The following is a 14,649-nucleotide window of genomic DNA, read 5'->3' as shown; positions in this document are numbered from 1 at the left end:
GCACGCCAGGAGCCAGCGGTGACACAAGCAGTGGAGCGGTCCGCCGGGACCGCGGCGGAGGACGATCCGCCGGTCGCGCGCAGCCGCTGGGGCCGCCGCCTCCGGATCGCCGGCGTGATCGCGGTCCTGGCCCTGTTCGCGGTCGAGCTGGTGCTGGGCTGGTCGTCGCTGGCCGGCGCCCTCCACCAGCTGCGGACGCCCCACGTCGGCTGGCTCGCCCTGGCCACGCTGGCCGAGGTCGCGGCGATGGGCGCCTACGCCCGGATGCAGGGCCGGCTCCTCCAGTCGGCCGGGGTGCGGGCGTCACACCTCGACAACGTCAAGCTCACGTACGCGGCCCACTCGCTCAACGAGACGCTGCCCGGCGGCGCCGCCTTCTCGACGCGGCTCAACTATCAGCAGATGCGCCGCTTCGGCGCGAGCCCCGCCATCGCCTCCTGGACCATCGCGCTCAGCGGCATCCTGTCGGCCTGCGCCCTGGCCGTGGTCACCGTGGGCAGCGCCCTGGCCGCCGGCGGCGGCGCCGACTGGACCCACCTGGCCGCCCTGCTGGTCGCCACGATCCTGCTGATCCTGGGCGCCCGCCGCGTGGCCCGGCGCCCCGAGTCGGCCGAGGCCCTGATCCGCACGCCGCTGGCCGCCGTGAACCGCCTGCGCCGCCGTCCGGCGACCCACGGCCAGGACAGCATCCGCGACTTCCTCCAGCAGTTGCGCGCCGCCCGCCTGCGCCCCGCACACGGCGCCGCCGCCGCGATTCTGGCCGTGGCCAACTGGTTCCTGGACGCCATCTGCCTGTGGCTGTGCTTCCGGGCCGTGGGCGAACACCCGGCCGGCCTGACCGCGGTCCTGCTGGCCTTCTGCGCCGCCATGGCGGCCGGCACCATCACGATCGTCCCCGGCGGCCTGGGCATCATCGACAGCGCCCTGATCCTCGGCCTGATCGCCGGCGGCGTGACCACCCCCGCCGCGGTGGCCACGGTCGTCCTCTACCGCATCATCAGCTTCGGCTTCATCATCGGCCTCGGCTGGCTCTCCTGGCTCCACATCCGCCACACCACCCGCCAGGCCACGCCGCCCGCCCTCACTTCTCCCCCGCTCACCCCGGCCCTGACCGCCCCCGCCTTCCCCGCCACCGCCCCTGCCTTCACCGCCACCCCGGCCGTCGCGTTCTTCCCCACCGCGGCCTCGGTGGCGCTCGTCCCAAGATCGCGGAACTCGACGAAGAAGACCGAGAGCCGGATGGCCGCCAACCTGCCGCCCACCTCCGGCCGGCGACTGGCGAGCTGGACGAAAGCGAACGCCGCCAAGACCAACGCCTCGCTACCACCCGAGGCCAACGCCGCCAAGAGCAGGCCGTCGCTCACCTCGGAGGCCAACGCCGCCAAAGCCGCCGCGCTACCTCCACCGGAACCGAAAGCCGCCGAGATCAGCGCGTCGCTCGCGGCTGAGGCGTGGGCCGGCGTCTCGCTCCCCTCCGAGAGAAACGGCACCTCGGAAGCCCCGCCGCGAACAAATGCTGTAAAAGCCGCACTTCCCCTCGGTCAGCGGCCGGTCGTGGAGGCGGAACCCGAGGTTTGCCCGCTCCCCTGCCTTTGAAAGGTCAGGGCGAATACGGGTCCTCGAGCGCCGGAATGACGGGCGACAACAGCGGCTCCCGGTGAGCCGAGAGCTCTCCCCGGGCCAGCCGGAGCACGCGGACCTCGTTCTCGTGGCCGGGCGCCTCGTCGTCGAGGGTGTGGAGCAGGCCGTACGAGCCGGGGGCGAGCTCGGCGACGTACAGGAAAAGGTCCTTGATGTCCGGGTCCGACCGATGGTTGGAGAAACCTCCCACATGAAGGAAGGCCTGGCCGTTCATGAAGCGGAGATCCGCCAGGTAGGGGCTGTCGACGGCGGCGAGGTGGGCGCGGAGGGCGCCGACGATCCCGGGCAGGCGCTCCGCCTCGAGATCGTCATCGGCGTCGGTGGCGGCGGCCGTCGCCCTGACCGTGATCCATCCGTGGTACTCGAACACCGCCGGATTCTAGGAAACGACGCGTAGAACCGCCTGCCTGAGGGAAATGCGTCGGTCGATGAGTAACGACCGCCAAGCGCCCCTGATCGAGCCGCCCCGCCTCCGCACCGAGGAGGAGCGGCACGCCACCCGGCTCGAGCTGTTCTTCGACCTCGCCTATGTGCTCGTCGTGGCCGAGCTCGCGCATTCGTTCGCCGGCCACCTCGACCTCGGTGGCGCCCTCACCTTCGCCGGGCTTCTGGTGGTGACCTGGTGGTCGTGGGTGACCACCACGCTCTACGCCAACCGGTTCGACACCAACGACGTCATCTACCGGATCGCCAAGCTCGCCATGACCGGCGCCGTCGTCGGCATGGCCGCCTCGGCCCAGTCGGCCACCGGCGCCGACGGCGCCCGCTTCGCGGCCTGCTATCTCGCGACGCGGGTCATTCTCCTTCTTCTGTACGCCCGTGCGTACCGCCACGTCCCCGACGCCCGCCGCACGATCGCCATCTACCTCACCGGCGCCGGCGTCGCCGCCGTCCTGTGGGCCGCCTCCATCCCGTTGGAGGGCACCCCGCGGTACGTGCTGTGGGCCGCCGGCATCCTCATCGAGGCCACCGCTCCCCTGGTCGCCACCCGCCTCGGCGACGACGTGCCCCTGCACCTCGATCACATGCCGGAGCGGTTCGGCCTGTTCGTGATCCTGGTGCTGGGCGAGTCGATCGCCTCGCTGGCCACCGGCGTGCACGACGCGCACTGGTCGGGCTCGTCGGTGGTGGCCGCCGGGGTCGCCTTCTGCGCGGTGGCCGCCCTGTGGTGGGTCTACTTCGACCTGGGTGGCGCCGCCGGCAAGAGGCAGTTGATCGAGGACAGCGACGAGGACGAGGAGAGTGGGGTCGTCGACGCGTACATCTATGGTCATCTGCCGTTGATCGTGGGTCTGGCCATCGCGGCGGTCGGCATCGAGCAGTTCGTGGTGCACCCGGCGGGCGAGCTCGACAGCGCCGGCCGGTGGGCGCTGCACGGCGGCGTGGCCCTCTATCTGATCGGCGTCGCGGTCGTGATGATGGGGACGTCGGGCCGGCTGCGGTCGGCCTGGCCGTGGCCGGCGGCGGTCATCCCGGTGATCGCGGGGCTCGGCTTCCTCGAGTCGCTCGAACCGGTGCTGGCCGTCGGAGCGGTGACCCTCATCCTGGTCGCGACGGTTCTGGCCGGCATCTACGAGCAGCGGCGGGGCGCGCTGCGCACGACCGAGACGTAACCAAGTCCCGCCACCGCCCGTTGATCAGCGCACACGGGTCTCACCACAACTCAAGGCGGGCGGATTGCGCGGTTTCGGATCGTTCATCGCTGTCGTCACACTGATCGTCACAGTGCTGGCCCTGGGGCGCGACTACTACGAGATCACGTACGAGCCGGACGACGGTATCCACGCCGACTTCGGCAAACAGCCGGACGACGACGAGCACAGCCGGGTCGAGCCGGCGCCGCAGCCGAAGCTGGGCGTCGTGAAACCCCGGCGCACGCGTGACGCCGTACCAAAGGAAACCGAGACCGAAGAACCCGAGATCATCCCGTCGCCGTCGGAGACGACGGCGGAGCCGTCGGAACCGCCGACCTCGCCACCTCCGACGGAAACGCCGACGCCGACGATCACGGAGACCACCTGGGAGCCAGGCGGAGGACCGGCCACCCCTGCCCCATAGAGGGGTGGCCGTCCGCCGGAGCTCAGAGCTGGTTCGACGCCTCGGTGAGCACGGAGCGCAGAATCTGCTCGATCTCCTGGAACTGCGCCTCGCCGGCGATCAGCGGCGGCGCGAGCTGGATCACCGGGTCGCCCCGGTCGTCGGCGCGGCAGTAGAGGCCCGCGTCGAACAGCGCGTGCGAGAGGAAGCCGCGCAGCAGGCGCTCCGACTCCTCCTCGTTGAAGGTTTCCTTCGTGGCCTTGTCCTTGACCAGCTCGAGGCCGAAGAAGTAGCCATCACCGCGGACGTCGCCGACGATCGGGAGGTCGGTGAGGCGCTCGAGGTACGACCGGAACAGATCACTGTTGTCCCGGACGTGGCCGTTGAGGTTCTCCCGTTCCATGATGTCGAGGTTGGCCAGGGCCACCGCCGAGCCGACCGGGTGGCCGCCGTAGGTGATGCCGTGCGCGAACCAGTTGGTGCCCTCGAGGAACGGCTCGGCCAGCTTCTCCGAGGCGATCATCGCCCCCAGCGGCACGTAGCCGCTGGTCAGGCCCTTGGCCACGGTGATGATGTCGGGCGTGTAGCCGTACTTGTTCCCACCGAAGTATTCGCCCAGCCGGCCGAAGCCGCAGATCACGTCGTCGGAGACGAGCAGCACGTCGTAGCGGTCGCAGATCTCGCGGACCCGCTGGAAATATCCGGGCGGCGGCGGGAAGCAGCCCCCGGCGTTCTGCACCGGCTCGAGGAAGACCGCGGCCACCGTCTCGGGACCCTCGAACTCGATCGCCTCGGCGATGCGGTCGGCGGCCCAGACACCGAACTGCTCCGGCGTCATGTTCTCGTCGGGACGCCGGTAGTAGTTGGTGTTCGGCACGCGCATCGTCGACGGCACGAGCGGCTCGAAGTCCTGCTTGAGCGCGGGGATGCCGGTGATCGACAGCGCGCCCATCGAGGTGCCGTGGTAGGCGATCGACCGCGAGATGACCTTGGTCTTGGTCGGCTTGCCGACCCGCTTGAAGTACGAGCGGGCGAGCTTCCACGCCGACTCGACGGCCTCGGAGCCGCCGGTGGTGAAGAAGACCCGGTTGAGGTCGCCCGGGGTGAGGTCGGCGATCCGGTCGGCCAGCTCGACGGCCTTGGGGTGCGCGTACGACCAGATCGGGAAGTAGGCGAGCTCGCCGGCCTGCTTGGCGGCGGCCTCGGCCAGCTCCTGCCGGCCGTGTCCGGTCTGCACGACGAACAGCGCGGACAGGCCGTCGAGATATTTGCGGCCGGTGGAGTCCCAGACGTAGCAGCCGTCGCCGCGCACGATCATCGGGATGTCGGCCTTCTTGTAGCTCGACAGCCGCGTGAAGTGCATCCACAGGTGGTCTTTGGCGTCGCCGGCCAGCTTCTCGTAGTCGGGTGACTGGAGGTCGGTCAAGGGGTGCTCCTTAAAAGCTCTGCTCGAGCAGGGTGAGGCCGCGGTCGAGCTCGTCGTCGGAAATGATCAGGGGCGGAAGAAGGCGGATGACATTGCCGTACGTTCCGCAGGTCAGCAGGAGCAGGCCGAGTTCGTGGGCCTTCTTCTGTACGGCGGCGGTCGTGACCGGATCGGGGCTCCGGTTCTCGTCCTTGACCAGTTCCAGGGCGAGCATCGCTCCGCGGCCGCGGATCTCGCCGATCACCGGGTGTTTGGCGGCGAGCGCCTCCAGCCGGGGGCGGGCCACGGCTTCGATGTGCCGGGCGGCCGCGGCCAGGTCGAGCTCGCGCATGGTCTCGATCGAGGCCAGGGCGGCGGCGCAGGCGATCGGATTTCCGCCGTACGTCCCCCCGAGGCCCCCGGGGTGCACGGCGTCCATCAGCTCGGCCCGGCCGGTGACCGCGGCCAGCGGGAGCCCGCCCGCGATGCCCTTGGCCGTGGTGATCAGATCGGGCACGACACCCTCGTGCTCACTGGCGAACCACGCGCCGGTGCGGCAGAACCCGGTCTGGATCTCGTCGGCGATGAACACCGCTCCGTTTTCGCGGCTCCAGCCGGCCAGCGCGGGCAGGAAGCCCTCGGCCGGCACGACGAAGCCGCCCTCGCCCTGGATCGGCTCGATCAGCACGGCCGCGACGTTGGTCGCGCCGACCGTTTTCTCGATCTGGGAGATGGCGTACGCCGCCGCGGCGGCACCGTCGTTCCCGTCGCGGAACGGGTACGACATCTGGACCCGGTAGATCTCACCGGCGAAAGGACCGAACCCCTGCTTGTACGGCATGACCTTCGCCGTGAGCGCCATGGTGAGGTTCGTCCGCCCGTGGTACGCGTGGTCGAAGACGACGACCGCCGGCCGCCCGGTGGCGTGGCGGGCGATCTTGACGGCGTTCTCGACGGCCTCGGCCCCGGAGTTGAACAGGGCGGACCGCTTCTCGAAGTCGCCCGGGGTGAGCGCGGCCAGCTCCTCGCACACCAGGACGTACTGCTCATAGGGCGCGATCATGAAGCACGTGTGCGTGAACCGCTCGACCTGCTTCTTGACCGCCTCGACCACCTTGGGCGCGGAGTTGCCCACGTTGGTGACGGCGATGCCGGCCGCGAAGTCGATCCACTCGCGCCCCTCGACGTCGGTCAGGGTGCCGCCCGAGGCGGTGTCGACGTACGACGGGATCATGCTGCTGACCCCGCGCGCGACGACCGCCGCGCGGCGCCGGTGCAGATCGGCCGAGCTGGGCATGTCTCAACTCCTTCAGGCTTAGAGCTCGGATCATTTCACTGATTCCGCAGCGAACGGAAGCCCTGACAACTATTTCCGTGTTACATCTCTGGGTACGCTGCGCCCGTGATCCCCTTCTACGTAGCCGGGCGCCCGGCCACCAGCACCGATGCCCTGACGGTCCGCAACCCCGCCACCGGCGAGGTCGTGGGCGCCACCTCCTACGCCACCGATGCACAGGTCGAGGAGGCGGTCGCGGCCGCCGCGACCGTGCCCGATGTGGGGGTGGCGGACCGGGTCGCCGCCCTGGACGCGATCAGCCGGCAGTTGGCCGCCCGCACCGCCGAGATCGCCGCCCTGATCACCGCCGAGAACGGCAAGCCGGCCACATGGGCGGCGGCCGAGGTGAACCGCGCGGTGTCGACGTTCCGCTGGGCGGCCGAGGAGGCCCGGCGCTTCTCGGGCGACCTGCAGCGCCTGGACACCGACCCGGCGGCGAAGGGGAGAATTGCGCTCGTACGGAGGGTGCCGCGCGGCCCGGTGCTGGGAATCGCGCCGTTCAACTTCCCGCTGAACCTGGTCGCCCACAAGGTGGCGCCGGCCCTGGCGGTAGGCACCCCGATCATCGTGAAGCCGGCCCCGGCGACCCCGCTCACGGCGCTGCTCCTGGGCGAGATCATGGCCGGCTTGGACCTGCCGCCCGGCATGTTCTCGGTGCTGCCGGTCCCGAACGACCGCATGGAGGCCTTGGTGGCCGACCCGCGTCTGCCGGTGGTGTCGTTCACGGGCAGCGGCCCGGTCGGCGCCCAGATCCAGGCGGCGGTGCCACAGAAGCACGTGACTTTGGAGCTGGGCGGAAACGCGGCGGCCCTGATCGCGGCGGACTGGGACGACCTGCCGTTCGCGGCGCGGAGGATCGCGACGTTCGGCAATTACCAGGCCGGGCAGAGTTGCATCGCGGTGCAGCGGGTGATCGTGCACGCGAGCCATTTGCCGGCTTTCACGCCATTGCTGGTGTCTGCGGTCGAGGCTTTGGACGAGACGTCCGACGTGGGCCCGGTGATCGACGATCGGGCGGCGGACCGCATCGAAAAGTGGATCTCGGAGGCGGTGCAGAAGGGCGGCCGAATCCTGACGGGAGGTAAAAGGTCGGGCACGCGGATAGCCCCGACGGTCCTGACAGACGTGCCCCCGGACGCGAAGGTGTGCGCGGAGGAGGTCTTCGGCCCGGTACTGGTCCTGTCATCGGTGGCGTCGGACGAGGAAGGCCTCGCAGTGATCAACTCGTCGGCCTACGGATTGCAGGCGGGGGTGTTCACAAGGCGACTGGATCTGGCGTTCGCGGCCCATCGGCGACTCGAGGTGGGCGGCGTGATCGTGGGCGATGTCCCTAGTTTCCGGGCTGACCAGATGCCGTACGGGGGCGTGAAAGGCAGCGGGGCGGGGAGGGAAGGGGTGGCCAGCGCTATGGAGGATTACACAGAGCCTCGGGTCATGGTGCTTACTGGGGTGGATCTTTGAGATAGCGGATTGACCACCCGCTCACCCCTCCCAGGTCGGGCCGGCCTCGCCGCGCGAGTCACGTTGGCGGCGGGGCTGGGTTGTGTGTAGGCCGCGGGTGCGGGGTTTTGGCTTGCCGGCGCGTCGCCCTGACCGTAGGGCTGGGCCTTGCGCACGCCACGGGAGCGAGTGCCGGGTTGCGCCTCGCCGGCCGCGTCACCCCGACTGCAGGGTCGGGCTTTGCGCACGCCACGGGAGCGAGTGCCGGGTTGCGCCTCGCCGGCCGCGTCACCCCGACTGCAGGGCCGGGCTCTGTGCACGCCACGGGAGCGAGTGCCGGGTTGCGCCTCGCCGGCCGCGTCACCCCGACCGCAGGGCCGGGCTCTGTGCACGCCACGGGAGCGAGTGCCGGGTTGCGCCTCGCCGGCCGCGTCACCCCGACCGCAGGGCCGGGCTTTGCGCACGCCACGGGAACGGGTGCGGGGTTGCGCCTCACCGCCCGCGTCACCCCGACCATAGGGCCGGGCTTTGCGCACGCCACGGGAACGAGTGCCGGGTTGCGCCTCACCGCCCGCGTCACCCCGACCATAGGGCCGGGCTCTGCGCACGCCACGGGAACGAGTGCCGGGTTGCGCCTCACCGCCCGCGTCACCCCGACCATAGGGCCGGGCTCTGCGCACGCCACGGGAGCCAGTGCCGGGTTGCGCCTCACCGCCCGCGTCACCCCGACCATAGGGCCGGGCTCTGCGCACGCCACGGGAGCGAGTGCCGGATTGCGGCTCCTGCCCTCCACGGCAGCGAGTGCGGGGTGAGCCTGCCGGTGCGGCCCGGCTCTGCTCGCTATCGGAGCGCGCGTGGCGTTGAACCTATTGGGTCGGCTTGCGCTTAGCCTTCCCCGAGTCTCGCATTATGCCATCTCCCCTTCCCTGATCAACTCATGGCATATTTGCTGGGATTAGGACCTGCGGCAAAGTTATCACGCGAATTACTCTCAGGGCGATGCCCGCAAAAATCCGTGGTTGAAGTTGGCATGATCGACAATGGCTTGCGGATGGATGTGGCGGGTGAATGGCGGGATAATTGGTCATGCGATACCAGCAGATTGGGATGTTCTCTCGGAAGCAACTGTCCGCCATGACTGATCGCACGCTTTCGCCTAAGTGGTCGCCCGAGCGGGACGCGGACCGTCGCGAATTCGACCGCCGCCGCAAGTGGGGTCTCGCGCAACGCCACGGCATGAAGCTCTTCCGGTTACGCGTCGAGGAGCGTGACCGCCTGGCCCGGGCGGAAGCCGAGGCCAAGGCGCGGCTCACGGCCCCGACATCAGTGCCGCAACACCGAGCGCGGCCGCCGGCACAGGTTCGAGCGCAGGAACAGACGCCGGTGCCGGCGACGACGCGCGTGCCGCTGCCGACAGAGCAGTCCCAGATGATGGCGCCGACAGAGGCAAACCAGCGAACAGCAGCACGAGTAGGGCCGCAGCCAACAGCAACGAAGCCGGCGCGGGATCCTGCACATGAGACAACACCGAAGGACGCAAAGGCACCTGCCCACGAAACGACGCCGAGACGCGCACAGGCAACGAAGGCTGGACAGGTACCCGCGCGTGAAACGACGCCGAGACCGGCACAAGCATCAAAAGCCGGACAGGAACCCGCGCGTGAAACGACGCCGAGACCGGCACAAGCATCAAAAGCCGGACAGGAACCCGCGCATCAAACCCCGCCGAGACCCGCACAGGCGCCAAAGGCTGAACGGGAGCCCGCGCTTGAAATGACGACGAGAGCGCGGAACCATGAACCGGGAGCGGCGCGTGTCATCAAAACCTTGACTCGGGCATTCAAGGCTATGTGCGCCCGGGCCCAGCGAATATGGCCGCCCCCGCGCGACGAAGCTAAGCGACCGCACGGCAGGTGGCAATACCAATTGCCGCGATGCCCAGAATTCTGGCCGCCCGATGAGAAGCTCAGCAAATGTTACGCGCGCGGGAGCCCCGATATAAAACCGGCCCCGGGAATTGGCTCAAACGGGCTGGGCCCGTAAACCCTCGACCACCAATTGCAGGAGTCGCTCTCGCTCCTCCAGTTCGGGAGCAGCCTCCGAAGTCCACGCGACGGCGTTCACCAAGGCGAAAAGCTCCGCCGCCGTCAAATCGGGGCGGATCTTTCCGGACTTTTGGGCGCTGGCCAGCAGCGCTCCCCCGGCGTTGCGCATGGCGTCGCATGAGGAGTACAGCGGGGAGTTCTCGTCGGCCAGCGTGGCCATGATCGAGGCGGGGAGGCCCTGGTAGGCGCCTGCACCGTACGCGAACTCGATCAGCCAGGTCTCCAGCGCCCGTGCGGGGTCGTGCTGTTCGGCCAGGGCGGCGGCGCGCAGCGTCAAGTGGTCGAAGCGGCGGCGCATCAACTGGTCCAGCAAAGCGTCTCTTGACGGGAAGTGGCGGTAGAGGGTTCCCAGCCCTACCTCCGCGCGACGGGCCACGTCTCGCAATGAGGCCTGGGTTCCCTGTTCCCGTACGACCACTCGGGCCACGTCGAGGATTCGCTCTCGATTGCGCCGCGCGTCCGCTCGAAGCTCGCCCACAATGGGAGCCTAGTCCGGAAAGCCGGAAATGGGGCGGGGTCCCGAGCCCCCGCCCCGGACGGGCTCAGTCCTTCTTGGTGACGCGGCGGGAGCGGATGTTGCTGATCACGGCGAACAGGACGCCGACGGCGAAGATCAGCGTGCCCATGACGTTCACCTGGGGTGGGATTCCTACCCGGGTGGCGCCCCAGATGAACAGCGGGAACGTCTCCGTTGTGCCGGCGGTGAAGTTGGTGACGATGAAGTCGTCGATCGACAACGCGAAGGCCAGCAGGACGCCCGAGAAGACCGCGGGGAGGATGATCGGGAAGGTCACCTTCCAGAACGTCACCCAGGGGGTCGCGCCCAGGTCGGCTGCCGCCTCCTCCACCGAGCGGTCCAGGGTCATCACCCGGGCCCGGACCACCGTGGCCACGAACGAGATGGAGAACATCACGTGGGCGATGGTGATCGTGACCGCGCCCAGGCCCACCTGCAGCGAGGCGAAGAGGGTCAGCAGGGAGGCGCCCATGATCAGCTCGGGGCTGGAGATGGTGGCGAACATGATCAGGTTCAGGGAGCCGGCGCCGCGGAAGCGGTAGCGGCCCAGGGCGTATCCGATTCCGGTGCCCAGGGCGCCGGCCAGCAGGCTGCTCACGATCGCGATGAGGATCGAGTTGATCAGGGCCTGGGTGAGGTTGGAGAGCTCGAACAGCCTCGCGTACCACTTGAACGTGAAGCCGACCCACTCCTGGTTGTAGCGGCCGGGAGTGTCGTTGAAGCCGAACGCGATCATGACCGCGATGGGGAGCACGAGCCAGGCGATGATCACCCAGACGTACGTGTGCATGAAGCCGGTGCCGGTGATGCGCCGCCGCGGCTTCGGAACGGGCGTCTGTGCGGGCCGGTCGAGAGTCTGGGTCGTCATCGCGCGGCCACCTTCATGACGTCTTCGGTGCCGAGCATCCGGGCGTACAGGAAAACGCCGATCAGCAGCACCGCCATCAGCACGAACGAGAGCGCCGAGGCCGTCGGATAGTCGGAGTTGACCAGGTACTGGGCCTGGATGACCTGGCCGATCATCGTCGTGCCGGCGCTGCCGAGCACCGCCGAGTTGACGTAGTCGGACGAGGCCGGGACGAACGTCATGAGCACGCCGGCGAAGACGCCGGGCAGGGCCAGCGGGAAGACCACCTTGCGGAACGTGGTGGCCGGGTTGGCGTACAGGTCACGCGCCGCCTCGACCACGCGCGGGTCGATGCGCTCGAGCGCCACGTAGATCGGCAGCACCATGAACGGCAGGAAGTTGTAGACCAGGCCACCGATCACCGCGTACGAGGTGCCCAGGATGTGGAACGAGTCGCCGACCAGGCCGATGGAGCGCAACGGGCCGAGCACCGGCCCCTCGTCGGCCAGGATCTGGCCCCACGAGATCGTCCGCAGGACGAACGACACGAAGAACGGCAGGAGCAGCAGGAAGAGGTACGTCGACTTGCGCCGGCCGCCGTGGAAGGCGATCCAGTACGCCACCGGGAAGGCCAGCGCGATCAGGATGATCGTCGTGACGGCGCCGTAGATCAGCGAGCGGAAGATCTGGGTCTCGTACGCCGAGATGGCGTCCACATAGGTCTGCCAGTGCCCGGTGAAGCGGTAACCGTTCACGATGTCGCCCTCCTGGAGGGAGAGCGACAACATCGTGATCATCGGTACCGCGAAGAAAATCAACAGCCAGATTCCGCCGGGAAGAACCAGCAGATAGGGCGCGAGCTGCCGTTTTACGCGGTTTTTCATGTCATCCCAGCACGATAGGTTCGAAGGTCTTCTGGAACTTCTGCTGCTCGGAGATCGCCTCGAACGCCACGTAGTAGTGCAGCTTGGCGTACTCGGCGGCGGTCGGGAAGACGAGCTTGCTGTTGGCGATGGCGAGCATCGCGTCCTTGTCCTCGCCGGTCAGCTTGGCGGCGTCGGCCCGCAGCTGAGCCTGCGCGGCCGGCACCGGGCAGACGTAGTTGATGTAGGAGGCGAGCGAGGCCGCGTACTGGGTCTCGTAGAAGAAGTCCATGAGCTTGAGGGCGTCGACCGGGTTCTCCGCCGTGACCGGGATGGTCATGTTGTCGGTCCAGATCGTGCCGCCCTCCTCGGGGATCACGAACTCGAGGTTCGAGTTGTCCGAGAGGTTCTTCTGGAAGATGTCACCGGACCACGCCTGGGTGATCCAGATGTCGCCCTTGCCCAGGGCGTCGACGTAGCTCTGGTCGTAGTACTTGCGGACGAGGGGCTTCTGCTCCTTCAGCTTGGCCGCCGCCTTCTCCCAGTCCTCCGCCGTGGACTTGGCCGGGTCGACGCCGATCGCCATGAGGCCGAAGTTGCCGAGCTCCTGGATGTCGGACATCATGCCGATCTTGTTCTTGAACGCCGGGTCCCACAGGTCGGCCAGCTTGGTGATCTTGCGGCCGGTCTTGGCCGGGTCGTACGCGATGCCGGTCATGCCGGAGGCCCACGGGATGCTGTACTGGTTGCCCGGGTCGAACGCCTCCTTCTTGTACGCCTCGGCGGCGTTCTTGGTGTAGTTCGGCAGCTTCGCCAGGTCGAGCGGAGCGAGGAAGCCCGAGTCGCGGAACTGCGTGAACTGGAAGCTGTTGGTGATGACCATCAGGTCGTAGTTGATGGACTGGCCGGCCGACAGCTGCGGCTGCACCTTGGCGAACCAGGGGCCCATCTCCTGGATGACCTCGTCGTACTTCACCGTGATGCCGGTCTTGGCGGTGAACGCCTTGAGCTCCGGCTGCTTCGGGTCCATGTAGAGCGGCCAGCCCGCGAAACGCATCTTCTTGTTCTCGACCTTGCCGTTCCAGAACTGCGCGACGGCGTCGGGAGCGGCGCTCGCCGTCGACGTGCCCTTGCCCTGCACGCCGCAAGCGGCGAGGGCGGCGGCCGAGGCGGTCAGACCGGAGAGCTTGAGCGCGTCGCGACGCCCGAACCGCCGGTTGGTCAGACCGCGGAGCAGGGAGGGGTCGGAAAAGTTCGGCGCGGACATATCAGACTCCGATCATGTATGAATGCTGGGGGGCCCAGGTCAGATAGACGCGGTCGCCGCGATCGGCAAGATCGTCGGCGTTGGAGGCATTTTGATCGAAGACAGTAAAGTCCGCACCGGCCGCTGTGGCTACGGTGTAATTCGTTGAGGTTCCGTGATAAACGACTTCGGTCACTGTGCCCGAGAGCACACTGCCGCCGGTCGCCGTCACGGGCGGAACGCCACGGTGTAGGTCGATCTTCTCGGGCCGGATCGACACCTCGACCTTGTCGCCCGCGCGCACCGCGCCCTCCACCGGCACGACCACACGGTCCTGAGCGGTGTACGAGAGCAGCCCCAGCCCGCCCTCCACACGCTCCACACGGCCGTCGACGATGTTCGAGGTGCCGATGAAGCCGGCCACGAACCGGCTGGCCGGCTTCTCGTAGATCTCCCGCGGCGAGCCGAGCTGCTCGATCACGCCGGCGTTCATGACCGCGATGCGGTCCGACATGGTCAGTGCCTCGCCCTGGTCGTGGGTGACGTAGACGAAGGTGATGCCGACCTCGCGCTGGATGCGCTTGAGCTCGATCTGCATCTGCTGGCGCAGCTTGAGGTCGAGCGCGCCCAGCGGCTCGTCCAGCAGCAGCGCCCGCGGGCGGTTGACCAGGGCCCGGGCCAGCGCCACGCGTTGCTGCTGACCGCCGGACATCTCGCGCGGCGAGCGCTTCTCCATGCCGGTCAGCGACACGATCTCGAGGATCTCGCCGACCCGGCGCTTGATCTCGTCCTTGCCGGTCTTCTTGCGCTCCAGGCCGAAGGCCACGTTCTGGTACGTGTTCAGGTGCGGGAAGAGCGCGTAGGACTGGAACACCATGTTGACGTCGCGCTTGTTGGCCGAGACGTGGGTGACGTCCTTGCCGTCGAGGAACACCGTGCCGGCCGTCGGCTCCTCGAAGCCGGCGATCATCCGCATCGTCGTCGTCTTGCCGCAGCCCGACGGGCCCAGCAGCGAGAAGAACTCACCCTGGGCAATAGCCAGGTCGGTCCGCTTGACCGCGGGAACGGTCTCGCCGTGCGACAGGTAGTTCTTGAGCACGCCGGCGAACTCGATCGCCGGCGTGCCGGCCGCGGGCGCTGTCGTCGTCCGGGGACGGGCCACGCTGTGCTGGGGGGTGGTCATGGCGTTCCTCTTCGCGGTGGTGGTGAAAT

The 14,649-nt window shown here is 68.6% G+C and carries 12 protein-coding genes; 4 read left to right on the top strand and 8 right to left on the bottom strand.

Features of this window, described 5'->3' with window-relative positions; all coding sequences use genetic code 11:
- Window positions 1-18 precede the first annotated feature (18 nt).
- Window positions 19-1,596 carry a lysylphosphatidylglycerol synthase transmembrane domain-containing protein gene (locus ACFY36_RS42745; protein WP_499751654.1) on the top strand — a complete coding sequence of 526 codons (1,578 nt, stop codon included), beginning with the start codon at window positions 19-21 and terminating at the stop codon, window positions 1,594-1,596.
- 4 nt (window positions 1,597-1,600) lie between these two features.
- On the opposite strand, the gene ACFY36_RS42740 is transcribed toward ACFY36_RS42745, so the two are convergent.
- Window positions 1,601-2,011 (bottom strand): Imm7 family immunity protein, encoded by a 411-nt coding sequence (locus ACFY36_RS42740; protein WP_499751653.1) that lies wholly within the window; start codon window positions 2,009-2,011, stop codon window positions 1,601-1,603.
- A 58-nt stretch (window positions 2,012-2,069) separates the two neighbouring features.
- On the opposite strand from ACFY36_RS42740, the gene ACFY36_RS42735 reads away from it, so the two are divergent.
- Together ACFY36_RS42735 and ACFY36_RS42730 are read left to right on the top strand one after the other, a co-directional pair.
- Entirely contained in the window at window positions 2,070-3,254 is a 1,185-nt protein-coding gene (locus tag ACFY36_RS42735; protein ID WP_499751652.1) for a low temperature requirement protein A, read from the top strand.
- Between the two features lie 64 nt (window positions 3,255-3,318).
- Window positions 3,319-3,699 carry a hypothetical protein gene (locus tag ACFY36_RS42730; RefSeq protein ID WP_499751651.1) on the top strand — a complete coding sequence of 127 codons (381 nt, stop codon included), beginning with the start codon at window positions 3,319-3,321 and terminating at the stop codon, window positions 3,697-3,699.
- Window positions 3,700-3,721: 22 nt separating this feature from the next.
- On the opposite strand, the gene ACFY36_RS42725 is transcribed toward ACFY36_RS42730, so the two are convergent.
- On the bottom strand, window positions 3,722-5,104 hold the full coding sequence (locus tag ACFY36_RS42725; RefSeq protein WP_499751650.1) for an aspartate aminotransferase family protein: 1,383 nt from the start codon (window positions 5,102-5,104) through the stop codon (window positions 3,722-3,724).
- A 10-nt stretch (window positions 5,105-5,114) separates the two neighbouring features.
- Window positions 5,115-6,380, bottom strand: coding sequence for a 4-aminobutyrate--2-oxoglutarate transaminase (gene gabT / locus ACFY36_RS42720; RefSeq protein WP_499751649.1), 1,266 nt, complete (start codon window positions 6,378-6,380; stop codon window positions 5,115-5,117).
- Window positions 6,381-6,485: 105 nt separating this feature from the next.
- Between gabT and ACFY36_RS42715 the strand changes: the two genes are divergently transcribed.
- Window positions 6,486-7,880, top strand: a complete 1,395-nt coding sequence (locus tag ACFY36_RS42715; protein WP_499751648.1) for an aldehyde dehydrogenase family protein — start codon at window positions 6,486-6,488, stop codon at window positions 7,878-7,880.
- Between the two features lie 2,001 nt (window positions 7,881-9,881).
- On the opposite strand, the gene ACFY36_RS42710 is transcribed toward ACFY36_RS42715, so the two are convergent.
- From ACFY36_RS42710 to ACFY36_RS42690, 5 genes are all read right to left on the bottom strand, one after another.
- Window positions 9,882-10,442 carry a TetR/AcrR family transcriptional regulator gene (locus ACFY36_RS42710; RefSeq protein ID WP_499751647.1) on the bottom strand — a complete coding sequence of 187 codons (561 nt, stop codon included), beginning with the start codon at window positions 10,440-10,442 and terminating at the stop codon, window positions 9,882-9,884.
- Window positions 10,443-10,506: 64 nt separating this feature from the next.
- Window positions 10,507-11,349: an ABC transporter permease gene (locus ACFY36_RS42705; protein ID WP_499751646.1), complete on the bottom strand. Its 843-nt coding sequence runs from the start codon at window positions 11,347-11,349 to the stop codon at window positions 10,507-10,509.
- Window positions 11,346-12,212: an ABC transporter permease gene (locus ACFY36_RS42700; protein ID WP_499751645.1), complete on the bottom strand. Its 867-nt coding sequence runs from the start codon at window positions 12,210-12,212 to the stop codon at window positions 11,346-11,348. Before ACFY36_RS42700 ends, ACFY36_RS42705 begins: the two co-directional genes overlap by 4 nt.
- A 1-nt stretch (window position 12,213) precedes the next feature.
- Entirely contained in the window at window positions 12,214-13,458 is a 1,245-nt protein-coding gene (locus ACFY36_RS42695) for a polyamine ABC transporter substrate-binding protein (protein WP_499751644.1), read from the bottom strand.
- A 1-nt stretch (window position 13,459) separates the two neighbouring features.
- Window positions 13,460-14,620: an ABC transporter ATP-binding protein gene (locus ACFY36_RS42690; RefSeq protein ID WP_499751643.1), complete on the bottom strand. Its 1,161-nt coding sequence runs from the start codon at window positions 14,618-14,620 to the stop codon at window positions 13,460-13,462.
- Window positions 14,621-14,649 lie beyond the last annotated feature (29 nt).

This window comes from Actinoplanes sp. NPDC000266, assembly GCF_042899005.1.
GTDB lineage: Bacteria > Actinomycetota > Actinomycetes > Mycobacteriales > Micromonosporaceae > Actinoplanes.
This window is presented reverse-complemented; position numbering and strand designations above follow the sequence as displayed.